Origin of the sequence: Nostoc sp., assembly GCF_036917615.1 — a bacterium.
GTDB lineage: Bacteria > Cyanobacteriota > Cyanobacteriia > Cyanobacteriales > Nostocaceae > Nostoc.
The window spans coordinates 53,145-77,067 of sequence record NZ_JBALCZ010000069.1 but is presented as its reverse complement, the minus strand read 5'-3'; the positions used below and the strand labels follow the sequence as shown (position 1 = coordinate 77,067).

At 41.5% G+C, this 23,923-nt stretch carries 20 protein-coding genes and 1 pseudogene; 7 read left to right on the top strand and 14 right to left on the bottom strand.

Annotation, left to right across the window (positions count from 1 at the left end):
* Positions 1-73 precede the first annotated feature (73 nt).
* A complete protein-coding gene (locus V7K85_RS25075) occupies positions 74-334 on the top strand; it encodes a hypothetical protein (RefSeq protein WP_334724529.1) in 261 nt (86 codons plus the stop codon).
* A 289-nt stretch (positions 335-623) separates the two neighbouring features.
* On the opposite strand, the gene V7K85_RS25070 is transcribed toward V7K85_RS25075, so the two are convergent.
* The 3 genes from V7K85_RS25070 to V7K85_RS25060 form a co-directional block, all read right to left on the bottom strand.
* Positions 624-1,256 carry a hypothetical protein gene (locus V7K85_RS25070; protein WP_334817611.1) on the bottom strand — a complete coding sequence of 211 codons (633 nt, stop codon included), beginning with the start codon at positions 1,254-1,256 and terminating at the stop codon, positions 624-626.
* A gap of 518 nt (positions 1,257-1,774) precedes the next feature.
* Positions 1,775-2,101 carry a YbjQ family protein gene (locus tag V7K85_RS25065; protein ID WP_109009512.1) on the bottom strand — a complete coding sequence of 109 codons (327 nt, stop codon included), beginning with the start codon at positions 2,099-2,101 and terminating at the stop codon, positions 1,775-1,777.
* 40 nt (positions 2,102-2,141) lie between these two features.
* On the bottom strand, positions 2,142-2,312 hold the full coding sequence (locus V7K85_RS25060; protein ID WP_334817609.1) for a hypothetical protein: 171 nt from the start codon (positions 2,310-2,312) through the stop codon (positions 2,142-2,144).
* A gap of 501 nt (positions 2,313-2,813) precedes the next feature.
* On the opposite strand from V7K85_RS25060, the gene V7K85_RS25055 reads away from it, so the two are divergent.
* A complete protein-coding gene (locus V7K85_RS25055; protein ID WP_334817607.1) occupies positions 2,814-3,494 on the top strand; it encodes a tetratricopeptide repeat protein in 681 nt (226 codons plus the stop codon).
* 2 nt (positions 3,495-3,496) lie between these two features.
* Here V7K85_RS25055 and V7K85_RS25050 read toward each other — a convergent pair.
* From V7K85_RS25050 to V7K85_RS25030, 5 genes and pseudogenes are all read right to left on the bottom strand, one after another.
* Positions 3,497-4,057: pseudogene (locus tag V7K85_RS25050) on the bottom strand (ATP-binding cassette domain-containing protein); the annotation flags it as partial.
* Between the two features lie 312 nt (positions 4,058-4,369).
* A complete protein-coding gene (locus V7K85_RS25045; protein ID WP_334817605.1) occupies positions 4,370-4,615 on the bottom strand; it encodes a hypothetical protein in 246 nt (81 codons plus the stop codon).
* 2 nt (positions 4,616-4,617) lie between these two features.
* Positions 4,618-5,514, bottom strand: a complete 897-nt coding sequence (locus tag V7K85_RS25040) for a hypothetical protein (protein ID WP_334817603.1) — start codon at positions 5,512-5,514, stop codon at positions 4,618-4,620.
* A 166-nt stretch (positions 5,515-5,680) separates the two neighbouring features.
* The gene (locus tag V7K85_RS25035) at positions 5,681-6,457 is read right to left on the bottom strand and encodes an RNA polymerase sigma factor SigF (RefSeq protein WP_334817601.1); all 777 of its coding nucleotides are present in this window, start codon (positions 6,455-6,457) and stop codon (positions 5,681-5,683) included.
* Between the two features lie 766 nt (positions 6,458-7,223).
* Positions 7,224-8,057, bottom strand: a complete 834-nt coding sequence (locus V7K85_RS25030; protein ID WP_334817599.1) for a photosystem II manganese-stabilizing polypeptide — start codon at positions 8,055-8,057, stop codon at positions 7,224-7,226.
* A gap of 1,060 nt (positions 8,058-9,117) precedes the next feature.
* Between V7K85_RS25030 and V7K85_RS25025 the strand changes: the two genes are divergently transcribed.
* Positions 9,118-9,465, top strand: coding sequence for a hypothetical protein (locus V7K85_RS25025; protein ID WP_334817597.1), 348 nt, complete (start codon positions 9,118-9,120; stop codon positions 9,463-9,465).
* Positions 9,466-9,783: 318 nt separating this feature from the next.
* On the opposite strand, the gene V7K85_RS25020 is transcribed toward V7K85_RS25025, so the two are convergent.
* Positions 9,784-14,826 carry an nSTAND1 domain-containing NTPase gene (locus V7K85_RS25020; RefSeq protein ID WP_334817595.1) on the bottom strand — a complete coding sequence of 1,681 codons (5,043 nt, stop codon included), beginning with the start codon at positions 14,824-14,826 and terminating at the stop codon, positions 9,784-9,786.
* A gap of 106 nt (positions 14,827-14,932) precedes the next feature.
* A complete protein-coding gene (locus V7K85_RS25015) occupies positions 14,933-16,264 on the bottom strand; it encodes a P-loop NTPase fold protein (protein WP_334817592.1) in 1,332 nt (443 codons plus the stop codon).
* Between the two features lie 688 nt (positions 16,265-16,952).
* Here V7K85_RS25015 and V7K85_RS25010 point away from each other — a divergent pair.
* The 3 genes from V7K85_RS25010 to ftsZ all read left to right on the top strand — a co-directional run bounded on the left by V7K85_RS25010 (position 16,953) and on the right by ftsZ (position 20,169).
* Positions 16,953-17,786, top strand: a complete 834-nt coding sequence (locus V7K85_RS25010; protein WP_334817590.1) for a cell division protein FtsQ/DivIB — start codon at positions 16,953-16,955, stop codon at positions 17,784-17,786.
* Positions 17,787-18,510: 724 nt separating this feature from the next.
* Positions 18,511-18,798, top strand: coding sequence for a hypothetical protein (locus tag V7K85_RS25005; RefSeq protein WP_334817588.1), 288 nt, complete (start codon positions 18,511-18,513; stop codon positions 18,796-18,798).
* A gap of 60 nt (positions 18,799-18,858) precedes the next feature.
* On the top strand, positions 18,859-20,169 hold the full coding sequence (ftsZ, locus tag V7K85_RS25000) for a cell division protein FtsZ (protein ID WP_334817586.1): 1,311 nt from the start codon (positions 18,859-18,861) through the stop codon (positions 20,167-20,169).
* A gap of 245 nt (positions 20,170-20,414) precedes the next feature.
* On the opposite strand, the gene V7K85_RS24995 is transcribed toward ftsZ, so the two are convergent.
* The 3 genes from V7K85_RS24995 to grxC all read right to left on the bottom strand — a co-directional run bounded on the left by V7K85_RS24995 (position 20,415) and on the right by grxC (position 22,241).
* Positions 20,415-20,621 carry a hypothetical protein gene (locus V7K85_RS24995; RefSeq protein WP_334817584.1) on the bottom strand — a complete coding sequence of 69 codons (207 nt, stop codon included), beginning with the start codon at positions 20,619-20,621 and terminating at the stop codon, positions 20,415-20,417.
* Between the two features lie 131 nt (positions 20,622-20,752).
* Entirely contained in the window at positions 20,753-21,727 is a 975-nt protein-coding gene (gene gshB / locus V7K85_RS24990; protein WP_334817582.1) for a glutathione synthase, read from the bottom strand.
* 241 nt (positions 21,728-21,968) lie between these two features.
* Positions 21,969-22,241, bottom strand: coding sequence for a glutaredoxin 3 (gene grxC / locus V7K85_RS24985; RefSeq protein ID WP_334817580.1), 273 nt, complete (start codon positions 22,239-22,241; stop codon positions 21,969-21,971).
* 395 nt (positions 22,242-22,636) lie between these two features.
* Here grxC and V7K85_RS24980 point away from each other — a divergent pair, with 395 nt between their 5' ends.
* Positions 22,637-22,798 carry a hypothetical protein gene (locus V7K85_RS24980; protein WP_334817578.1) on the top strand — a complete coding sequence of 54 codons (162 nt, stop codon included), beginning with the start codon at positions 22,637-22,639 and terminating at the stop codon, positions 22,796-22,798.
* Here V7K85_RS24980 and V7K85_RS24975 read toward each other — a convergent pair.
* Positions 22,795-23,697, bottom strand: coding sequence for an exosortase-dependent surface protein XDP2 (locus V7K85_RS24975; RefSeq protein WP_334817575.1), 903 nt, complete (start codon positions 23,695-23,697; stop codon positions 22,795-22,797). The two genes, V7K85_RS24980 and V7K85_RS24975, sit on opposite strands and share 4 nt — an antisense overlap.
* Between the last annotated feature and the right edge of the window lie 226 nt (positions 23,698-23,923).

Below are 23,923 nucleotides of genomic sequence, written 5' to 3'. Positions count from 1 at the left end.
TATCTCGGTAATGGATAATAGCTGAATAGCAACTACCCATTATCAATAATCAACTAAGTTTGAGATAGCGTTTATGGACGTATTACCACAGCAACCATCAGCACAATTTTTAACACTGGAAGAGTCAGCAAAAGTAGACGCGGCTTTATTGTCTTCTCCAGAAAAATTTTTAACAAGATTGACAATTTCATCACTTAAGCTTTTGAAGTATATCGCTCAAGAGTACGGCGTTGCTATTGAAGATTTGACAGCACAGCAACTAATTTCTTGGTTTGAAAAAGATGGCAAAATTCGACGTGAACAAGGGATTGAAGCTTCATACCTGAAATGGTGAACTGTGGTGGTAAAGTTTTAATTTCATTGACTTAGAAAAATAACCACACAAAATATCCCGCTTCTAATAAAAATTTATGTTGCTTAGAAGCGGGATATTAACAGATCAGATATGTTGGCAATTTTGCCTAAAACCCAATATTAAAGCAAGAACCTTTTAAGTCCCAGACGATGAGTCTATTTACCCCTAGTAGTAGTGATCAATCTAAACCAGTCTTAAATAATAAATAAAAAGCACCTTTTTCAAGGTGCTTTTAAAGTTGATAAGATTTTGTTTGTCAAACAATTCTTTAAGGATTGTAATTGTTAACCCGAGGACTACGAGTTCCAGTTACGGCTCCAATCATTGAGGCTATTAAACCCAACAAAGAACCAAACACAAACCACCACAATCCCGAACGTAAATTAGCTGCCGCATCACGAGCTTGTTGGGCACTTATGTTTGCTTGTGGTACATTAACACCACCTTGCTGTTGTACCTGGTTTATGACTGCCCCAGCGTTGGAAGCAGCAACACCAAAAGCACCAGATACTCCACTTGCTAACAGCCACGAGCTAACAGCCAAAGTCGTTGCCCAAAGAATCGCGCCGTTAAGAAGAGCTGTATTGCGGTTCATCGGGCCACAAGCACGGGCTGTAACCCAACCACCAGTAAATAGGGAAATTAGTAAAGCAATAGTTGACCAAAGTCCTGCATTACCCGCAGCGTTAGGGGCAATTGATCTGGGTGCACCTGAACCTTCAACTGTGCCTGCCGCAACCGCACCAATTATAGCGCTCAAAATTAATTGGGTAGCTAAGGAAACCAACAATCCAGAAATAATCGGCCCCCAGCGAACAAGATCATGATATTCAGCTACTCGGCCTGCTACCACAGTCCCAGTAGGAATAGTCTCATCACCTGTCCGATTTACGTATGACATAGCTTATGTTCTCCAGTGCTGTTTGAGCAAAGTTGCTACTTAGGTATATTCATGTTTATGCTTAAAATTAAATAGCTAAATCATCTGCTTTTATATCTATCAATAGAAATATTTAATAAATGTATCTTTAGTGAGAAAAAACAAACGTCTTTAATAATTTTTAAGATAATTTAAAATTTCTTTATTTAATGACTTTTTAGATATTTTTCCTATAAATTGTTAAGTTAAATACAGTTATTAATATTAACTACTATAATAATCTATTCAGTCTGATATTTGATAAAAAAATTAGATTTAATACAAAACTTTGTAACTCTTATTAAAAAATTCTAACAAAGTAATTAGACAGCCATTAACAATTCAAAATTCAAAATTCAAAATTGTACTCCTACGAAGAAGCAAGCTATGTGCAGCGTCTTGTAGAGAAGAGAGTTACATAAGTGGATTTAAACCCTGACTGAAACTAAAGCTATCTGTTGACGTTGCGGGCCTTAAATCCTTTAATTTACGATAAAAGATTAACGCATCTTTACAGCAGTGCCTGTAGCAGTAATCAGCAAAAGAACTCCTGACTGGTCAATATTGATTGTCCCAGTATCAATTTCAATCCCAATCACAGCATTTGCTCCTAAACGTTGTGCTCGTTGCTCTAATTCTTCTAATGCCTTACGTTGACCCTGCTCAAATAGACGCTCATAGCTACCAGTGCGTCCACCGATAATATCTCGAATACCCGCCAAAAAATCCCGCAAGAAATTGCTGCCGTAGACTACTTCTGCTGTCACAATGCCTAAATATGACTCAATAACGGCTCCTTGAATCACATCAGTGGTAGTTATAATCACAAATTAGCCTCCAAAATAGCATGTATGTTGATATTTATGATTAAAATACTCTAACAAATGTAAATTTATTTAGAGATATATAATTAGACTGCGTTGAGATAGGTTTGATAAACATATTCTCATACAATTTTAGATTGCGATCGCTAACATCGGGCATGAAGTGCGATCGCACTTGTAGTATTGTCTGAAAAATCATAATCTGAAGGAGCATTTTGCTTTTTGGATTTATCTTATCGTGTAATTACCAAAAAAAGATGTAGACAATCGATAGATAGAAAGCTGCTGTACAAAAAGTATCCGGCTTCACCAAAGGTAGTATAAAGAACAAAAAATTGGATACACCTTTAGCAAGTTGTTAAGTGAAATACTCAATAGTAATTATTAATGTTCAATGAGTTATAGTATTGTCACGTCTATTGAGGATTAAGTGAGATACCTATTGGGTTTTTGGGAATGACACGTATAACTACTGAGAAAAAAGAGTGTAATTTTGATATTCTCCCAATTTATATGTAGAGTCACCTCATTTCATTATTTATACCTCGCACCTCATCTTTCAGTAAAAACTCTGTGATATACCACTGATTGTAGAGGAAATAGTGAATGAACTATTGACATCTTAATTAATACGAAGAAATACAGTTTTCAAAAGTCCATATTTTTGTTTTAATGTACAAGAAAAAAAGTCCTCTAAAGTTTCAGGAATTTTACTGTGTACAAGCCAACATCATTTGTGTTTAGTGTGGTGTTATTAGGATGTTTTGCCTTCAGCATACCTTCAGTGGCTCAGGCTCAGGTATTAGTGGCACAAGCCAAAAACCCCCAGTTAAAGCAACTACTAGAAGATGGACGGAGATTAGTTGATACGGGCGATTATGGTGGTGCGATCGCTGTTTATCAGCAAGCAGCTAGCCTAGATCCCAAAAATGCCAAAATTCATTCAGGTATTGGCTACTTATATGCTCAACAGGGAAATTACCAGGCGGCATTAACAGCTTATCGTCGTGCGATCGCCATCAACCCTAACAATAGTGATTTTTACTACGCTGTGGGTTACATCAAAGCGAATTTGGGCGACACAGCTGGGGCAAAGGAAGGTTACCGTCGTGCCATACAGCTCAACCGTAACAACGTTAACGCCTATTTAGGATTGGCTGTGACGCAATCTCGTATGGGAGACTATAGTGCTGCTACCTGGGCATACGAGCAAGCAATCAGCTTGGATAAGAACAATGCCCAGACTTATGAGTTGATGGGTTCGATGTATAAACAGCGACGACAAACCAAACAAGCGAACAGCTTGCTTCAGAAAGCCCGTGACTTGTACAAGCGGCGCAATGACTTAGATGGCGTCAACAGGGTAGATGCCATGCTGCGACAGTTAGGAGGATGAGGTTAATCTAACTGGCGTCCCGTTAATTCCACAAAAATATCTTCCAGGTTACAGGGACGCACCATCATTCCGGTTTCATCGGGCTGTTCATTCAAGTAGAGATTTGCTACTTCCAGGGATGGGAAAAATAAATATTCCCAGCAACGAGCGGCATCACTTCCCACTTCAGACACACCCAATTCCTTCATCACCAAACCTTCACTGTGAACTGAACGGAGCTATTGTAAAGTTCCAAAAGAAATCAGCTTACCGCTATCCATAATACCGATGCCTCCTGGCTTGGTAGAACCGAAAGCATCGCCGAAAAATTCGACCTCATCCATATAATGGGTCGTCAGTAGCATCGTCATCCTCTGCTTATTCAAATCTCGAATAATTTCCCAGAGGCGTCGCCTGGTTTAGGGGTCTAGTCCTACCGTTGGTTCGTCCAAAAACAAGATTTGCGGTTGATGCAATAAAGCTCTTGCAATCTGCAACCGTCGTTTCATACCCCCAGACAGGGATTTTACCAAATCATCACGTTTTTCTGCTAGCTCAACATACTCTAGCCATTGATTAATTAGTAAAGCTCATCCATTGTATTTCCGGGCGGGCAGGATGCCCACGAAACGGTACTAGTCTGTGAAGTTTATTTTAATTCTTAACTAGGATGACCACAGTCATCCTCCAAGAAATATAACGGTGAGTAGTTTACTCCTTTAAAAGGATGATACTTAATCGTAAACCATCTGCTGCTCTTAAAATAACATAACCTTTTGTGTAAGTCAGAGTGGATATTGATACTCCTTGCCGAGAGGGGCGATTCCTTACCTGAAAAATGCCTGAAATTTCCACTACCCAAACCCGTGTTCCGAACTTGATATAAACTCAAGTCGTTAAAGACTATAGCGATTTTGATAGTAAACCAAAATTTGGTTAACTCGTTGCCGACTTTCTGAACCAGAGTTTGCTGTCCACGAGATGGACAAGCCACCAATTTGACTTTGATTGTAATCAAACTGTTGGGATGACTGGGGAATTAAATCCACTTCCACCCCTTCGACTTGACGTAAATGAGCTGCTATCTCTCTATAGACAGCTAAAGGCAAACCAGGAAATTCAATTTTTTCCTTAATCTCCATCTTTATGAAGCTCCCAGATTAGAAGGATTTGAGGAGGGCGTTGTCACTGAAATAGGATTGCCGGTAGCAGATGCAGCCGACGGCGTTGAATTGACAGCCCCTTCCCCTACCATTTTGGCAACTTCAATACCATATTGTTCCAGAATCACGATGGGGTTGTAGCCCTGATTCATTTCAATACGTTTAACCAGTACGCCATTTGCTAATCGCTGTCCTGCCTGCACATAGCGACTCGTCGGCTCATTCGGTACTTTGATAATTGCCTGTGGTTCCTTACTAATTAGAACTACACCAGTCACAAGCACTGCCCTTGCTAACTCAGGTTGTGCTGGCGGTGGCAATACAGATACTAAAGTAGGGTTGGGGACAACTTGAGGCAAAACCTTAGGCAAGACTGAAGTCAAGGTAGGATTGACTTTTTTAGCTATGCTGCGTGTTGGAAGTTTTCGTCCTGCTAGTGATGCAGTAGGTAGCTTAGGCGATAGGGGAACAGGTCTGTTTAAAGCTATGCTGCGTGTTGGAAGTTTTCGTCCTGCTAGTGATGCAGTAGGTAGCTTAGGCAAGACGGGAACAGGTCTTCCAGATGTTTTAGGCATTTCGGTAACCGTCTGCCCGAAAAGTTGTGCAAACGGGTCACTTCGATTTTTTGATAGCACAACTAACCGTGCCCGCTCTGTAGCATTAGTGGATTGAATCAAGTTAACAGATGCAGGATTAAATTGTGAAACCTGTTTGGCAGCTATCACTGGATTTTTAAAGGATTGAGCTGCTGGTGGCGACTTTGCAGCTATTTTGGGAATCGGCGCCGGATTGATGGCTTGTTGTGTATCTTCCGAAGCACATCCAGCGATCGCTAAAGTTAAAATAGCTGCAATTGTAATTTTGGAATTTCTGCCCATGAGCTGTTCTCAAAAGCCATTGGAAAATTGAAAAGTAGAAATCAACACGCCTGAAATTTGTATCAAAGGCAAAGTATGTTCCCTTTATAACCTAATTTTTTACATTTCAAGGGTTATTTTTAGCACTGCCTCCCCAGCATAACTGCGGCTTGGTGTTTATTTGCAGTCAATCTTGTGCCACACCCATAAGCTCTTTCATCAAATCCAGGCCTTTCTTGACTCTACGGGAAACCGTTACTACACTGATCCCTAGATGTTCTGCAACTTGTTTTTGTGTCAAATCTTGCAAAAACACACATTCCAACACATCGCGGGTGCGTTTTTCTACCTGAACCAATGCTTGTTGTAAGCGAAGTTGGTCTTCTTGTGCTAGTTGAAAGCTGCGATAGTGAGGATCTGGAACCAATTCTCCCAAACAGGTAGAGCCTTCTTCTCCGTCTTGGACTGGCACATCGAGACTCAAGGGAGCGCGATTGATCCATGCTAATTTAATTTCTTGCCATTCGTTTGGAGAAATTTCCAGTGCTGCTGCTAATTCCAAGTCGGTTGGTTGGCGATTATGTTTTTCACGCCAAGAACGTGAAACTCCTATTGCTTGCTGTTGTAGCGCTAACCACCTCCGAGGAATTCGCACGGTGACACTTTTATCTCGGAGATAGTGTTGAATTTCACCCCGAATATAGGGAAGAGCATAGGAACTGAAGGCATGTCCCTTGGAAAGTTCAAATCTTTCAATAGCTCTGATTAAACCCAAACATCCAACCTGGAGCAAATCATCATAAGTTTCATGACATTGATTAGTCCAGTAGTGAGCTTCTTTTCTCACAAGCCCAAAATTGAGTGTTACTAGTTGATTGCGGACATTTTCTGACGGAGATTGCTGATATTCTCGCAACAACTGCCAAATTTCGTGTTTTAGTTCATTGGTGACTGTGGTAGGCATAGCACCGTGTTTATTGAGCAAATCAACAATTAATTACTCACTTTTAAACTTAGCTGTGATCGCACGATATCAAAGACAATATCGCGCTATATTTCATAGCAAATACTATGGTAGATAACAAGGTTTTTATAGAAAGAATTCTATAAGTTGCTTGACAATCGAGCAAAATTTAAATGGGTGAAATCGGGATTAAGTTTGTTATTTATCTTTGGTATGATCTGTAGCTTTTTTGAGAACTACATACAAATAAAATATAAAATTAATTACTAAATATCAAACCGAGATTGTACTTAATTTGAATTAATTAATGATCAAGTTAATTTAGAAAAATAAAACAACAGTAGTCAGGATTTTGTTGGATCAGCAAAAGTTGAATTTACAGTAAAATTACTTGTCCATTCAACTGGGATTTATCCAATCTTTAAAAATTACTAATAATCTTTAAAAAATACTAAGTATATTTATGTAAGCCAATAAAAAAAGGGCATCTCACCCTTTTTTGTACTTAAGTCTATAATCTTTTAATGAAAGGGAAAAGGTTAAAAGGATGAATCAAGTCACCCACAAGACCGAGGTATCAGAATATTCCCAATAGCAAGGGTTATTTCGCCCACAATCTTGCTTGGCTTTCACTTTTCCCCATCTTTGTAAAAAACCTATCTACCCTCCTGAAAAAAGAGGGTAAATAAGTTAACTTTTGTGATCAAATCTGATACTTACAGAATTATCGTTCTGAGTGCCAGTCAGTTGCGTTATTTAAGAGGATTTAGCCACGACTTGGTTCAACCCGTCCATAAAATAGACCGCGAATCTTGACTTCTTTAGGTTCGCCAGCACCTAAATCTGTATCAGATGGCTGTTCGCTCTCGAAAGTACCAGCAATTTCACCACTAGAACCATCTATCTTAGCGATTTGCAGAGAAATCTTGCCATTAAGATTTTCAGCACGCTTGACGTTAGTCCGGGTAAGTTCTTCATCATCTGCTTGGGCGGGGAGAGCCACGGCATTATCGTAGCCACTGACGACACCACGACCTTTAGGATCGAGGAAGGCAGCACCACGATAGGAAGGAACTTTGAAAGTGCCTTCAAAGTCCGTGGAGGTGTTAATACTGCTCAAACTGGGTTGGGTTTGAGCAACCAAGTTTTTGATGGTGAACAGGAAAGGTACTCGCTCACCACCAGGAAGTTGCACAGTGATGGCTTGGAAGTCAAGACCATCAGTTTCCACAAAGGTCAAGCTATTATCTGAGTTGATTTTTAGGTTGCCTTGCACCTGATCAATGGTGGAAGTGTATCTGGTCAACAATTTGCCAGCAACAAATTCTGCTTCTTGGCGTTTATTAGCAGGTTCTTCTTTGATGAAGAAGCTAGTTGGTTCCAAGCAAAGTTCTTTGATGGCATAGGACTGGCTAGAATCAAGGGGAATAGAGCCACGGCGTGTTTCTGCTAGTTGGGGGCATTTGTTAGCCAAGCCAGTCCCGCGAATTTGATCGTAAGTGAGTACATCTCTACTGCTACTAGCAGGAGCATCACTACAAGCAGTTATTAGCCCCAGGCACAAAGCCAAGAATGCAACAATTAAAGCGCGATACCTCATGGTCAACCTCAATCTCAAAAATTAATATCTAAGTTGTAAAACTGCATCGAAGCTTTGATCTCTGATGAGAAGCCGCTACTCTGCGAAAAGCTACCTTTGGTCGGACACGGCTTTGCTCTGATTAAGACAGTTGAAGCAAGTGTCCGGGCGTCTAGGTTGTCAGCCGCTGCTCAAACTTTTCTGTTGCTAAACGTAGTTAAACGTGTCGCTCTCTTGAGTTTGGGTTGTAAACCCCAGATTAAGTAGCACACTGCATCTATTTTGGATGTGTGTAACTAGGGGAGCAAAAAACCAGCAGTTTTACTGTTGGTGGCATTTGTTAGATTTGGGCGCGTGGATGAGTAAGCCCCACACAGAGCGGCATAAATGCTTGCCTAGAAGAGTGCCAACAGAGGAGTCTGCTTCGCACTTTGCTCTTGCCTATGGCAAAAGCGGCATCGCCCAAGTCTTTTTGTATTATGTATGTGACGCCACTACATACAGCCCATTGTTTGATGGGGAAATCAGCCAGATCATACGATTTTTTTTAACTCAAAATCAAAGTACTCAAAATCCAAGAAAGTCTCGTTTTGATCACATCTAGCTGCTGTTGTCGGCTATGTTAAACTTTACCGCTCCCTTTTAGGAGCGATCGCAATTGCTTTTGATAAAGATACAAATCTAGTTATATTCACCCCTTACTAGGGCAAGTGAGGGGATGCGGAGACAAAAAGAAAAGTCGGCTGTAGCAAGATCCCACAGGGTGCGCGGGCTTTTGGCGATAGCGCTGCCTCTTCTCTATCTTGGGCTGCGCCAACGAGTTTGCGTCCCTTGCGCGTTCGCACTCTTTGCGTCTGGCTTTGCCATCCGTTGCCTTGGTCTTTGTCAGGAGAAGGGTACAGAACTTCGGAGGGACGCTCTTAGAGGGTGAGTTCAAAAAAACCATCTAGAAGCCTACAGAATGTTTATTTCCTTTACTGCTTGTCTAGAATGACAGCTAATGAATCTAGGCTGGCAAGCTAGGGAAAATTAAAAATCTTCGGTAAATTTGAGTTGGCCTCATTTATACGGAAAGGGTGGAATGAACAATAACAAAAATATTGAATCAGAGAAGTTGTCCTGTAAACTGCAAGCGATCGCAACCGTGGTGTATGATGCAGTTCAGGTTTCTCAAGGCGATAGTGTAGCTCTTTTGGCTTTGCTGCGGCAATTGGAGCAGTTACACCGAGAAATCCGGGATGGGGTTTTTCAAGAGAGTTTGCCTGTTAACCGTCGGCAACTCTACTCACTACTGAAAGATATTGAGTCTGAAGGAGGCTGGCCTTACATTGAGCGTATAAGACTACAAGCATTTTTAGCGAATTTGCTACAAGAGACTCCCGAAGAAAATAGCCACGAGATTTTGGAGAGCGATCGCTCATGCAGCTGATTAGCTAGAAAATTATTTCGATCTCTGAATTAACAACTCTAAGCGCCTCATCAACCGCTAAACCAAGAGCGGTTGCTCATTGAGGCTTCAACGTATTTCATAATTCTTAATTTATAATTCATAGTTTCCAAGAAACTAATAACTGTTTAATCTAGTACGTCATATTTTGAATTTTTAGCAAAGTCAGAGACGTTTTGCCTTCAGAGAAGTCGAGGCGGGGCTTTTGCCGATAGCGCAACCCAAGGTAGAGAACGTCTGGCTTTGCCATCTCCAACGGGATACTAAACAGGGCGTGATTTTGAATTTTGCGTAACTACGCTAGGGTCTACGGGTTATGGCATCACAAAGAAGGCGATCGCGCTCCTCAAGATTGCGATTGTGCTTGAGGTAATCGCCCACCCAGTCGCAACCACGAACAAGTAGATCATCAAGATGTAAATTCCACAGAATTATCGTGTTGTCATCACTAGCTGATGCTAGTGTTTGACCATCTGGGCTAAAACTGACACTTAATACCCCAGCGCGATGCCCATTGAGACTTTTAATTAATTTGCCTTCACGGCTCCAAAGTTTCACTGTATTGTCCCAACTGGCGGCGGCGAGCAATTCACCATTGGGGCTGAAAGTCACAGCATTAACGCTATCGCTGTAACCCTTTAATAAAGTTTTTAACAACGTCCCATCCCGTTGCCACAGTTTCACAGTGTTATCCCAGCTGGCAGAAGCCAGCAACTCGTCAGTCGGACTAAAGCTGACACCCATCACCCAGCTGTCATGGGGTGAAAAAGTTTTGAGCAAAGTACCATTCCGCTGCCAAAGTTTGACAGTTTGGTCATTACTTGCAGAGGCTAAAATCTGACTATCAGGGCTGAAGTTCACGCTATTTACCCAATCTTGATGCCCCACTAAGGTTTTGAGCAACTTGCCCTCACGGTTCCAAAGTTTCACTGTTTTATCTTTGCTAGCTGATGCCAAAAACTGACCATTAGGGCTGAAACTCACGCTCATCACACTATCAGTATGCCCGTGGAGAGTCATAATTAAAGTACCGTCAAGCCGCCAAAGTTTCACAGTTTTGTCATAACTTCCTGAGGCCAGCATTTCACCTTTTGGGTCAAAACTGACACTAGGAACTTCATTTGTGTGCCCCACCAAAGTTTTGTAAAGTCGGGTTTTGACCTCGCCATTACTGGTGTATCGTTGCCAAAGTTTAACAGTGCGATCCCTACTACCAGAAGCTAGCATCTGACCGTCGGGACTCCAAGCAACGCTCAAAACTCGCTTCTGATGCCCTTGAAGAATAGACGGTCTTGGGGCATTTAAACTCCATAGTTTCACACTTTTGTCGAAACTTCCTGAAGCCAGCAATTTGTTATTTGGACTGAAAGCTAAGCTGACAACATCATCGCTGTGTCCTTTGAAGGTTTTGAGTAAAGTACCAGTGATACTCCAGAGGTTTATAGTATTGTCTTCACCTGCGGAAGCTAACTTTTTACTATCAGAACTAAAGCTTAAACTCCATACTGTCTTAGTATGCTGCCGTAAAGTTTTGTAAGGACGAAAGTAAAAACCGTCTTTAGTGCTGTTACTTTCCCTAAGCCAAAGTTTCACTGTCTTATCTCGACCTGTTGACGCCAAGAATTTACCGTCCGGGCTGAAAACAGCTATCATCACAGCCTGTTGATGTCCCTGTAAAGTTGTAACGAGGCTACCGTCCCGTCGCCAGATTTTCACTGTTTTGTCGTCGCTGGCGGAGGCGATGAATTGACCATCAGGACTGAAGTTTACCCAGTTAACCGACCCTCGATGTCCTCTCAGTATTTTTACTAAGCTACCGTCTTTGCGCCAGAGTTTTACGGTTGTATCCTTACTGCCAGTAGCTAACAATTCACCATCAGGACTGAAATTAACGCTATAAACCGAATCACCGTATCCTTTGAGGGTTTTATATGGCTTAGGGTCAAATTCACCTTTAACCGGGTTTTTGTGCCAGATTTGCACTGTTTTGTCGAGGCTGGCGGACGCTAGGGTTTGACCATCAGGGCTGAAACTTACACAGGTAACAGCATCAATGTGACCTTTGAGGGTTTGGAGTAAGGTACCGTCAGGACGCCAAAGTTTCACTGTTTTATCTTTGCTGCCTGATGCTAGCAACTGACCATCAGGGCTGAAAGTTACTCCCCAGACAACATCAGTGTGCCCTTCCAGGCGGTTAACCTCCGTTACCCCATAAACTGCCTGTTGCAGGGCTGTCACCACCCGCATTCGGGTATCTGGTTGCACTCCATCTCCCTGTTTAAGTCCTCTCCAAGCCCGCAAACTTTCTAATAGGGCATCAAACTCTTTATTAGACGCAAATAAAGCTTCACTAGCAGCAGTGATCGCACTAATTTTAAAGTTAGTTTCACTGCGTTCAGCTCGTAGAGTTTGGCGAATTGCTGCTCTTTTTTGCAAGTCAGCTTGCCACCATAATGCTGCGATTGTTCCCCCCATAATTGCCAGGATCGCGCCTGCTATCCGTGCTTCCCGTAGTCGCTGTTGCAATACAAAATTAAGTTGTTTTTGACTAAGTTTTTGGGCCACTTCAGCTCTAGTTTTCTCTAGTTTGACTTTTTCTAATTCGGCGACCATGCCATAATTGTTTTTTTGGCGAATTGGTTCAACTAAATAATCATGAACTAGCTGGTAGCGATCGCCTAACTCTTCTCTGACTCGCAACATCAAACATGAACCCACTAATATTTCTAAAATCAGTTCCCCAACGGTGTCAAAGCTTGATATTGTGTCTAGATCATGATTATTAACTAATGTCGTGGCTAAATCAGCTTTAGTTTTTAATGGTCGCGTCCCCTTTTCATCAGTTAACTCAAACAATAATTTCCAACTTAACTCTTCGTTTTCCTGACCGCAGTCTTTGATAACTTCCCCAAGCCAGCGTTCCACCAATTTTGCCGAGCCGCCGCAAAGCTTATATTCTGCAAGTGTGGTAATGTTTTCTATTTGTAGTTGAGCACCAACTATTTGTAATTCAATTGGATGTACTTCATCTAGTTCTCCTGTCAAATCCTGGACTAATCGGTTAATTAATTCATCACTCAGTTCATAATGTGAACGTTGAGTAAGACTGTGAATTATGGCTTTAGCATCCTGGTTAGAGAATTTTCCTAAATAGTAGCGAATGTCCTTATCGAGAATGTTTTTATTAATTACTCCTAAATCATATAATCCAGTACTATTTTTCTGGCTAAAACGTTCAAACTCTAATAGATGATGTAAATAATCTTCTCTTAATGAAAGAATAATCTTCAGAAATGAAATATTTAAACACTCACTAAAAAATTTATAAAATTCTCTTCTTTGCGTGGGAGGATTACTAACAAAGAAAAATTCTTCAAACTGATCTAATATAATAATTATTGTACAATTACGCTCAGATGCTAACCGAATTTTTTCTAGCAGTATTGTGGGTGTAGAGTCAAGATTAACCGATATTCCTGCGTATGCCAGCGCTTGGTTTATACTGCTGATCAAGATTGTAATCCAATCAGTGTAAACAGATAAAACAATAGGTATAGGAATGCGTTCACCGATAACTTTTCCCTGAAGTGCTGGAACTAAACCAGCTTTGATAATTGAACTTTTACCTACACCTGATGGCCCATAAATTACTGTGAGTTTGTAATCAGCACGCGTAATTCTTTCAATTAAGCGATTGACATCTTGCTGCCGTCCAGAAGCAGATATTTCTAGGGCAATTTCTTCAGGAATAAACGGTATTTTGTGAGGTTCCAGTACTGGGTTAATTCTGGGGCGTTGTGGCTGCAATTGACTTGCCCCAATGAAGGCACGAAAGCCATACTGATGTTCTATTTGAATTTTTTCTTGTTTCAGCTTAAAGGCTTCTGTATAGTCATGACGCTCAAAAAAGTAAAGCGATCGCAGTTCCTCTAAAATCTCTAAGTAAAGTGATGGCTGATGTTGTAGTTCACAAACTACCCTCGCCCATTCCAGATTATTGATAGCCTCTTCCGACTCACCCAGATGCCGCTGTGTACGTGCTAGCAAGAGAAGATACCAACTTTCTTGTCGTCGTGTTCGCAAAGCGTCTCGCAGAGAAACTTCTGTTGCTTCTTCGGAGATAGAAAGTGCTGTATTTGCTAATTCATGAGCCAGTACCCAATTCGACTCAGAAGCCGCCACATTTGCCAAAAAACCATAATTTTGAGCAACTTGTGCGGGAGTTCCATAAGTTCTATGTAGATGTAATGACTTTTGAGCTAATTCTTTTAAGTCATCCCAAGCTTGTAAGCGTTGCAGCATTTCACAAGCAGGCAAAATAAATTTAGCAACTAAATCTTCTCTTTGTACCTGCTCCAATAGCTGCAAGCATTGTTTAAACCACAAGAGAGCATGTTCGCAATAGTTACTAGTATTCTGGTATAAGTCTGCCATTCGGTGATAACACAGCCCCAAGTGGAATAGTACTATTGCTTGCTTGAGTAAAGATGAGGGAGGGGTAGGGTGTGGACGTGAAAGGGGCAAAGAAGAATTACTCTGCCACTCTGCCACTCTGCTTGCTTCTTGCTGCCACAATGCTAGGCTTCTTTGATAATTGGCTAAAGCACCATTAATTTGATCGTTGGCGTATTTATCTCGCCCCAACACAAATTCTAAACTAGCTTCTAATCCTGGTGTTAATTGAACGCCATACAGGCGCAGCAAATCATTACGGGCTGATTCTATTTCGTGGCGGTGTTGAGACTTGGGATCTAAATCTAGGGAGGCATTAGATAAAAATGTATCAGCACCTGCTTCTAAAACTTTGGTAAATAGAGATTCTGCCTCTTGATGGATCAAAGCAATTAAATCTGCTTTTGCCATTTCAAATTTAATAGTGGTTGCAGCCCAGCTTTTGAAATCAGGCGCTAACCTGGACAGCAATGATGCCACTTCATCTTGTAGCCACAACACCACTGGAAATGGAAAAGTTGCGGCATAGATATCTCGTGCTTGATTGATGCCTGTAAGTAAGTTTTCCAGGTCGATAATTGACTCAATACCGAAAACCATCACAGCAGATGGCAAAGAGTCTGTAAGGACGGCAGGATTATCTAAAGATAGTTCTGAGATTATTGTGTTGTGTAAGGAAGTCGTTGATGGATTGAGAACGATTTCTCTAAAGTTGATGTCTTTGGTGATGGAGCGAATATTCTCTAACATTTGCTCACGTAATCGCCCATAGTTACATCGAACCAAAATCAGGGCAAATTGACCTTCAGAAAGCGCGATCGCTCTAATCAGTCTTTGCAAAGTATGCTGATTTTCTTTGGTGTAGATGCGTAGCTGCTTGTCATTAGTCATTGGTTATTGGTGATTAGCCATTAGTTATTAGTTATTTATTAGTCATTAGTCAAAAGTTCAATAACAAAGAACAATTGACTAATGACAATTGACTTACCCAGCACTGTTACTTGTTTTGTTGCCAAGCCAAAACTTTTTCTGTTTCTGCCAAGGCTGGACTGATGCCAAACCAGCGCCCCAGAGGATCGCGATATTCAAACAGATACATGCTTCTTAGTAAGTTCTGGTAATCAGACTCACCTTTAACTCTTTGCTGCTGCACTACTTCAAACAATAATTCCCACTGGGATTCATCAATAGCTAATAGAAGATCGTCGCGGTAGTCCTTAATCACGGCTTCTAAGCAGTCCTTAGAAAAAGGCGGATCTTGTCGTTGCAGGCAGCTATAAAGTAAACCTAATAAGTTACGAATGTGACCACCACTAACGCGACAGATACGATCCAAAGTTTGGGAGTGATCGAATAATTCTGTAATTAATAAAAGCCTGCCATTCAAAGGAACTTCTGGAAAAGCTCTTGCTAGAACTAACTGGCGCACTAGTGACATCCCTGGTTCGTAGTCACTGCCATCTCTTTGCCGCACTAATACCATCGGCAGTACTTTTGGCGCAATCCCTCCCCCCAGGCGATTTTTCAGTGTCTCATACTCATTGGAGAAAATTAACGTTAGGGGAATTGTGTAAACTACGTGGCATTTGAGTCGGCGTAACTGTTCGCCTCGGTCGATGAACAGATATTCTGGTTGCGATCGCCCGGATGCTAAGGGACGCATATCCACTCGATCCAAATTATCTACAATCACTACCAGCCCTTTTTGACCCCGCAGCTTTAGCTGTTCAACAGCCTTTTCTAAAATTTCTTCGTTAATCGCTTGCAAAATACTATTGGTACGTGGTTCTAAATATTGCCTCAGTTGATTCCGCATCTGAGTGCTATCTTTGGTTTTAGCGGTAATTTTGGCAATACCCAACGACAACTCTGCTTGTCCAGAAAGCTCTATGGGACTTTGCAAAAAATCGCCTACTTCTTTAAACAAATTGGTAAAATAACCAGGTTTGAGTTTGATGTTAATGCCTTCTAAACTGGCACTGACTTGACGAGCTACACTTAGCAAAATATCGCTGATATCAATATCTGCCATATCTAAGTCTTGACTAGACTCAAAATAAACCACATGAAATCCCGCCATTTCTAATTCTGTCTTCAGACGCTGCAATTCCGTTGACTTACCGCAGCCAATGTGACCCGTAAATAACTGACAGGTTGGCTCATCAGGAGAAATCCGAATGATAGTCCGTTGCAATTCTTCGACAATCTTGCAACCACGTACATCAGCAAAATCTATGTAATACTGACGATCTAGCACGTTACTTATATTTAGCGTGTAACTTGGGTTACATGCTTTATAAAAACGTGACAAATTTAATGTCGTTTTCATGTATGTAGATGTGTGTGTAGATGCATTTTAGCTTGTACTTTTTATACAAAGAATCTCTAGACTGAATGTAGGCATACGCATAACTCGCAAGTTGGTAGTGTCTTGCAAGGGACAGCACTTGGTGCAGGATCACTGTCAGTAACTGTCAGTAAAATGGTAGAGATTTAATTGATCCTAATAACCCTAAACATATCTGTCCTTTTTACACCTGCTATTGAGGTTTTGACAATCTGTAGCTTTTACTTGACCTGGCACAAACTTTTAGGACTTAGTGAATCAGTAAAAAAAGCTACTAGATTACATCGTTCTCAGTTTGTATAGCTGATGAGGGAGGACTGGTATGAATTATAGCAAGATACACAGAGATTCAGGAATACTGGTATATCATTTCAAATTCTATTTGTCAAGAGAACAAAATCCTAAACATCTAAATTAATATTTTGTAATCTTTAGGAAAAAATCTTCCAAACTAACTTGTCAAAAAGGCTACATTCAGTTAAAAAGTGACACCGAAAACTTTAATCGAAATGATCACTAGCGCGATCATCCTTGTGTAGTTACTGTAAAGTATTACTAAAAATAAAAAAGTCTAGAGGAGAGCGGCTAACAGATGCCAAGACTGTTTACTGAAATTAATAATGATCCGAGGGCGTCAAGAAATTTGGATTGCAACCAGAAAGGGGTTTGAATGGCTGGCATAATATCAGTTTCCCGCACGGATCTAGCCCAGCGTCGTCAGAAATTACGTCGGCAGCGGCAGATGAGAATTATTCAGGCTATTTGGCGAACCTTTGCCATTACTAGTTTGGCAGGTGGATTGCTGTGGGTGGCAGTCCAACCAGTGTGGATGCTAAAAGCTCCCAAACAAATAGTGATGAAATCAGGCAATAAATTATTGTCGGATGAGACAGCTCAGTCACTGTTGGTGCTATCTTATCCACAGTCTTTGTGGCGAATTGAACCGTCGGCGATCGCTAACTCTTTGAAGAAACAACCAACTATTGCCCAAGCGATCGTGAAACGCCGTCTGTTTCCTCCTGGGTTAATCATTGAAATCCAAGAACGAGTACCTGTAGCGGTGACTCAAACACCTGGCAACAAAAAAGTAATAATCGGCTTACTAGATGCAAGTGGGGTCTGGATGCCTTTAGAAAAATACACATCACTGAATCCCACCAGGAAATTACCCAATCTCAGAGTAATTGGATCGCCAAAACAATACTGCCTCTACTGGACTCAACTTCATCAAGCTGTCAGCCAAAGTCCCGTAAAAGTGATGGAAATTGATTGCCAAAATCCAACGAATTTAATTTTGAAAACAGAATTAGGAAATGTGCATCTCGGCGTTCCAGGCTCCCAGTTGTCTGAACAAATTAAGGTACTCGCCCAAATGCGCCATTTAGCAGCAAAACTTAATTCTGGTCAAATAGAGTATATTGATCTGAAAAATCCCGAATCTCCAATAGTACAAATGAACCAAAAATACCAAAAATTAACTCCCAAAATCCCTAAAAATATCTAGCGTGTTTAATATATTGAGCGTTCTTAGTAAATTAAGAAGCTTTATGCTGATAAATATATTTATTATTTTCAGTTTTCCGGCAAACCTCACGAAAATCGGCATTAACTTCTAATTAAAATGAGAAGATCAATCATAAAATCTCAATTGCGAGTAAAACACTCTCAATTGTTACCCTAACATCTAATAGTAGGGTGCAAGATGTCGGACAATCTAATGATGGTCTATGGCGTGCAAAATGCCTTCTGCCCATACATTTTTTGACTAAATCCAGTGCGGAAAAGAGAAAAATGCTTGAGTTTTTCATTAAGATCAGACTTGCGAACAGGGGCACTGATGAGAACGATTTACGCCGCCATCCAAGTGCAGAACCAAAAACACTCTGGCTTTGGTCTGTTGAGGACACTTCCAAAGACAGTTTACCAAAGTTTCAATATGTAACGATACCGCCCAAAGTTGCGTAAGCATTGCTTCTGGGCAATAAGTTTGGACTACTCTGTGCCGTAATTCCTATTGGGTGACGAAACCTCTTAGGAAATCTTGATTTGTTGACCGCACTAGTGAGGGTTCTCGCAGCATAGACTATTGCTTCAACAAAGTGTCCATTAAGACCCCCCAAACAACAAGTCAATCAGGTATAGTCTGACAAGTAAATTCTTGCTTACTTTCACCTAAAGGATAAGTAAGTATAACGTAAGTTTTGTGTCTAAAGTTGCAATCATTCCCAATGGTGAAACCTATTAACAATATTATTGTTGAGACAGAGAAGAGGCGCTATAGTGTGTCTTTACAAGTTATGCCTTCCGCTGAGAATAATCAAAAGATTAATGTCTGGTTGAAGTTATACACGTCACTTTTAGATATATGTAGGTATACTTCTCTAGAATTGGCTGTGCGATCGGCTGCCTTAAAAGCTTATCCCATAGCAAATTTTCGCACTGGCAATTCTGTTAGGCTTGGCAGTAGTGAAAACAATAAAGAACAGTGCCATAGTATTGTGGCACTGTCAAACTAAAGTTGACTCTGAGGTGAATAACACCTGAAAAAGTCGTTTATCTACCCTTTCACAAATCCAATGACACTTGATAATAACCAAGGACTTACCTATAAAAATTCCCAATCTACGGGACAGCCGGGGTTCTCTCTGGCAGTTAACTCGACCAATCCCTTTAATAACTCTGGGCTGAACTTCGGACCAAATCACGATAATAAGAAGATTTCCACTGAAAATAGCCGAATTGGGGAGATTGTTCCTGGTCGGGTCGCCAACATCAAAGTGATTGGTGTCGGTGGTGGTGGTGGCAATGCTGTTAACCGCATGATCGAGTCTGATGTCTCTGGGGTAGAGTTTTGGTCAATTAACACTGATGCCCAAGCTCTTACCTTAGCTGGTGCTCCAAGTAGATTGCAAATTGGACAGAAGCTAACGCGGGGTTTAGGAGCAGGTGGTAATCCTGCCATCGGTCAAAAGGCAGCTGAGGAATCACGGGACGAAATTGCTACAGCTTTAGAGGGGGCAGACTTAGTATTTATCACTGCTGGTATGGGCGGTGGTACTGGGACAGGTGCAGCTCCAATCGTGGCAGAAGTAGCCAAAGAAATGGGCGCTCTCACTGTTGGTGTCGTCACACGTCCATTTGTGTTTGAGGGACGCCGCCGCACCAGCCAAGCGGAACAAGGTATTGAAGGACTAAAAAGTAGAGTAGATACACTGATCATTATCCCCAACAACAAACTGCTGGAAGTGATCCCCGAACAAACGCCTGTACAAGAAGCTTTTCGCTATGCAGACGATGTGCTGCGTCAAGGGGTGCAAGGTATTTCTGATATCATCACAATCCCTGGTTTGGTAAATGTTGACTTTGCTGATGTCCGAGCTGTGATGGCAGATGCGGGTTCGGCATTGATGGGAATTGGAGTGAGTTCTGGAAAATCTAGAGCCAGAGAAGCAGCGATCGCAGCTATTTCTTCGCCGTTACTAGAATGTTCTATTGAAGGCGCTAGAGGAGTTGTATTTAATATTACTGGTGGTACTGACCTCACTTTGCATGAAGTGAATGCTGCCGCAGAAGCAATTTATGAAGTAGTTGATCCCAACGCCAATATTATTTTTGGGGCCGTAATTGATGACAGACTCCAAGGTGAGGTAAGAATTACTGTAATTGCCACCGGGTTCACAGGTGAAGTGCAAGCGGTGCCCCAACAAAGCGTGGCTAACGTTCGGGTAGCACCTAATACTCCGAAGCGACCAACAACACAGCAACCCACAGTTAATCCCCCAACCTCAACCCCAACTCCAACTCCAACTCCAACTCCGGAACCAAAAGAAAAACCTGGATTGGATATACCTGATTTTCTGAGAAACCGACGAACACCAAGGAATTAAAAGATTTTGGATTTGAGATTTTAGATTAACTTAGCAGTCTTAGGTCAGGCTGAGTGCTGTATAAAATCTGCTAGTTTCAGGGTTTTACCAAGGGCAGGGGTAAGCAATCTGTTGCCATGCCCGATTTTGCCAATTGGTAAAAAAACTCGTCAACGCTATTTTATAGAAGGAACTTGGGCAGGAGTCTACTAGCTCGCATATCCGGCTATGCTTTATGTTACAAAAAAACAGGAAGACCTGCCCAACTACGGATGCGTCACCGATAGCGTTGGTGCAGCGTCTTGTAGAGAAGTAAAGCCGAGTCTTCTCCCAACGCGAAGGAGCGTCTCCAAGAGTTGGGGAGACGATGCCGCAGCCTCTTCGAGTCTTCTCCCAAGGGGAGACGCCAAAGGCGAACGAGCGTCACAGCCCGTCGTAAACATCGCTACATCTACCCCTTGCGATCCATCCATTAAACTCATATTCGGTAGAAGTAAATATATTTACTTAAAGCAAGTGGCGTGGGAAACTTGACCACGTAAGTGTCCGAATAAAGTTTGTTTCTTGGAGAATAGGACACTAAAAATCAAAAAATAAATGTAAATTATTTTTTGATTTTTAGTGTCTGTTCAATCCATTGAATTACCTGATGACCAAGACGAGTGCCATCTAATCGGTCAATTTCACGAATTCCGGTAGGACTGGTGACGTTAACTTCAGTTAAGTAGCCACCGATAACGTCGATACCCACAAAAATTAAGCCGTCTTGGCGTAAGCGTTCGGCTACTAGGGTACAAATCTCATACTCTCTTGGGGTAATTTCCGTTTGAGCGACTGTGCCACCAGTTGCCATATTATTGCGAAAATCAGTTCCGCTAGAGAGGCGATTGAGCGCACCAATCGGTTCGCCATTGAGCAAGATAATTCGCTTATCTCCCTCTTTTGCTTCTGGTAAATAGGTTTGCACCATTACAGGTACTCGACCTTGGAGGGTACTGAGTTCGACAATGGAGTTAAAATTGCGATCGCCTGATTGCAAAAACAAAATTCCTTCCCCAGCTTTGTTACCCAGTGGTTTGAGAACCGCAGCTCCTTTTACTTCTAAAAATTGCCGAATAAACTGCTTATCAGCACTGACAATCGTTTCTGGAATCGCTTTAGTAAACTGGAGGGCATACATTTTTTCATTTGCTCCTCGGATGCCACTGGGACTGTTAATCACCAGGGTTTTATTTTGGTCAATGTAATCCAGAATGTAGGTGGCATAGAGGTAGGAATCATTGACTGGTGGATCTGTCCGCATAAATACGGCGTCCATTGTCTCTAAAGAAGTTAAGGAGGAATCGCTCAACTTATACCAAGGATTCGCCGCTACCCAGCGTTCCTCCACCAACTGCACTGGTACAAGTTCGACTCGCTGTAGGACAGCCCAAGCTTTGCCCTTCACCACACTCAGCAAATTTGCCTGAGTTACCCAAACTTCGTGTCCCAGGATTTGCGCTGCTTCAATCAGGGCAATACTGGTATCATGACACGGGTCAAGCTGATGGATGGGATCAATGATAAAAGCCAGTTTCACCCTTTATACCTCAATCGCCAAGAAATTAAATGGTTATTCAATTATTATCTCTTGATGATTTTACCAATTGACGTACATCTGTACTGCTGAGTAGAACCTGAAGGTAAAATCTTGTAGATAGACATTGGTTTTGTGGGGATAAAAGCCCGTAGACAAGGCAGCGCTTTGTTTTTCCAGAGTTGTAGCGACTGCCGTGTAATTTGCAGCGGCTTGTCGCTAGCGATCACAAAACCTTCTCAACCTAAACGCTATTGCTAGAAGTTAGTAGTTCATCCAGCTTGCCTTGACTGTCTAAAGCGTGGATATCATCACAACCACCAATATGATCATCATTGATGAAAATTTGTGGTAAAGAGCGCCTTCCATTTGCTCTTTGAGCCATTTTATTTCTGGCGACCTCATCTCCATCAATGCTGTATTCGATAAATTCAACTCCCTTGTTCTTCAGCAAACTTTTGGCCCGAATGCAAAACGGGCAAGTCCTCCAAGTGTAAATTTCTACTTTTGTAGCCATAATATCCTCAACTTGATTTAATACTTCTTAATTTTAGAACTTTGCCACTGGCTGTAGCGGCTCTATGTCGTTTTGACTTTATCCTCAGAAGTGGCTAACTAAATTTGCCACATTAAGTTACTAGTACAGCTGAGTCCCTTGGAGACATGCTACGCGTAGCTTGCTTCTTTGGAGGAGTACGCATTCAAAAATCAAAATCGCTAAAAAGCTTGTTTTCTAGGCTTTTTAGCGATTGTCTAGCTTGCTTAGAGTAGGGGTAAGTTAGTCTATTTTTACGCCGTACTGTACTAGGTCAATTTTTAGAGGATGTTTGTAAAGTCTAATTGATGACTCGCCTGGGCGATTAGAAATCGCACGCCACTTGTTCATCGGGGTTTCTCCCATGAGCAAGTGGCATGGGAACCCCCATAATGCAGTGGCTCCCTTTGGGAGAAGACCGCACTGGCTTGGCTACACAGGCAAAACAAAACCCACATTTCCTTCTCTTCTCTACTTTGGGCTACGCCAACGAGAGGCTACGCGAACGTGGGTTTCAAAACCTTGTATCGTACCGTTAACCTCTAGGGAGTGTAGCTGTCATTAAAGACTTTTTCTTCACCACTCTCAGCGCACCGACAGCAAATAGGCCAAGGGCGGCGGCTGTATTAGGTTCAGGCACTTTTTTAGGCGCAGGTTGCGGGGTCTGATAATATGCTGGACCATTTCTCGCTATTACTTTGAAATCAGGTCCGTTGTTCTTTGCATTCGTTGTTATTTGAATACCACTAAGAGAGGTTACTCCCAATTGCTTCAGTTGAACTCCCCATGAACCCACTTTTTGAGCGCCATCAATTTCTGTAGTGTCAATGCTATAACCTGCATATTTTTGGTCTTGGCTATTCAGTTGTAAGGAATTACCTATTAACTTGCCAGTGCTATCAATGGCTTGAATGCCCAAGTTACTGTTCATACCCCGTTCCCAAAAGAACAGATTGTCTAATTCACTATTATCTTTCTGAATGGAACTGTCGAAGAAGAGGTTGATTTGAAAAGACCCGTCGTCTTCTGTATCAATAATGTTGTTTAAGTTTTTATTACCCAGGAAGGCAGCAATTTCAGCACCAGTTGGGTTTTTCAGACCAGAAACAGGTAAAGGAGCAGAAGCTTTATCACCTTTATCTGTACTCGCTGCCCCGGTATTATTGTTTTTGTTCCCTGGTGTACTCGTACTTCCTGCTTGAACGTTTGTGATTGGTGTGTTATATAAGATATCTGCTTTCTTAATGAAAGAGAAATTATTAAATTTGGTTTTATTCTGAGTAATAGAATTTAGCCAAATATCACCTTTAGAAGCGTCCGTTCCTGTAAGAGATTGAGTGAAATTAGTCTCAAAGGTGGCAGCATTAGCGAATGGAGAAAACGCTAAAGCTGTTCCAAAGTAGATCAAAACAAAAGTTGAGATGCGGTGAAATTTCATTGGTTTGGCTATAATGTTTTAGTAGTCAAATTTTTATGCTCTTTCTTCAAAAGAAAAGCATATGGATTTTGAAATTTAGTTCCAGCAAGGATTAGCTGATATTGGGTAGCTGCAATTTGTTGTAGCTTGATAGTCCAAATTCGGATTTACTCAATGACTATTGGATTTATTGATTAGGAATTGATAGCTCTAACTTGCCATAGACAATTCTGCATAGTCCATCTTT

Excerpts from the sequence above, each read along its gene's own strand:
- V7K85_RS25075 (WP_334724529.1), top strand. The coding sequence starts at position 74 with ATGGACGTATTACCACAGCAACCATCAGCACAATTTTTAACACTGGAA.
- V7K85_RS25070 (WP_334817611.1), bottom strand. The coding sequence starts at position 1,256 with ATGTCATACGTAAATCGGACAGGTGATGAGACTATTCCTACTGGGACT.
- V7K85_RS25060 (WP_334817609.1), bottom strand. The coding sequence starts at position 2,312 with ATGCTCCTTCAGATTATGATTTTTCAGACAATACTACAAGTGCGATCG.
- V7K85_RS25045 (WP_334817605.1), bottom strand. The coding sequence starts at position 4,615 with ATGGAGATTAAGGAAAAAATTGAATTTCCTGGTTTGCCTTTAGCTGTC.
- V7K85_RS25040 (WP_334817603.1), bottom strand. The coding sequence starts at position 5,514 with ATGGGCAGAAATTCCAAAATTACAATTGCAGCTATTTTAACTTTAGCG.
- V7K85_RS25035 (WP_334817601.1), bottom strand. The coding sequence starts at position 6,457 with ATGCCTACCACAGTCACCAATGAACTAAAACACGAAATTTGGCAGTTG.
- V7K85_RS25030 (WP_334817599.1), bottom strand. The coding sequence starts at position 8,057 with ATGAGGTATCGCGCTTTAATTGTTGCATTCTTGGCTTTGTGCCTGGGG.
- V7K85_RS25025 (WP_334817597.1), top strand. The coding sequence starts at position 9,118 with ATGAACAATAACAAAAATATTGAATCAGAGAAGTTGTCCTGTAAACTG.
- V7K85_RS25020 (WP_334817595.1), bottom strand. The coding sequence starts at position 14,826 with ATGACTAATGACAAGCAGCTACGCATCTACACCAAAGAAAATCAGCAT.
- V7K85_RS25015 (WP_334817592.1), bottom strand. The coding sequence starts at position 16,264 with ATGAAAACGACATTAAATTTGTCACGTTTTTATAAAGCATGTAACCCA.
- V7K85_RS25010 (WP_334817590.1), top strand. The coding sequence starts at position 16,953 with ATGGCTGGCATAATATCAGTTTCCCGCACGGATCTAGCCCAGCGTCGT.
- V7K85_RS25005 (WP_334817588.1), top strand. The coding sequence starts at position 18,511 with ATGGTGAAACCTATTAACAATATTATTGTTGAGACAGAGAAGAGGCGC.
- ftsZ (WP_334817586.1), top strand. The coding sequence starts at position 18,859 with ATGACACTTGATAATAACCAAGGACTTACCTATAAAAATTCCCAATCT.
- V7K85_RS24995 (WP_334817584.1), bottom strand. The coding sequence starts at position 20,621 with ATGGATGGATCGCAAGGGGTAGATGTAGCGATGTTTACGACGGGCTGT.
- grxC (WP_334817580.1), bottom strand. The coding sequence starts at position 22,241 with ATGGCTACAAAAGTAGAAATTTACACTTGGAGGACTTGCCCGTTTTGC.
- V7K85_RS24980 (WP_334817578.1), top strand. The coding sequence starts at position 22,637 with ATGGGAACCCCCATAATGCAGTGGCTCCCTTTGGGAGAAGACCGCACT.
- V7K85_RS24975 (WP_334817575.1), bottom strand. The coding sequence starts at position 23,697 with ATGAAATTTCACCGCATCTCAACTTTTGTTTTGATCTACTTTGGAACA.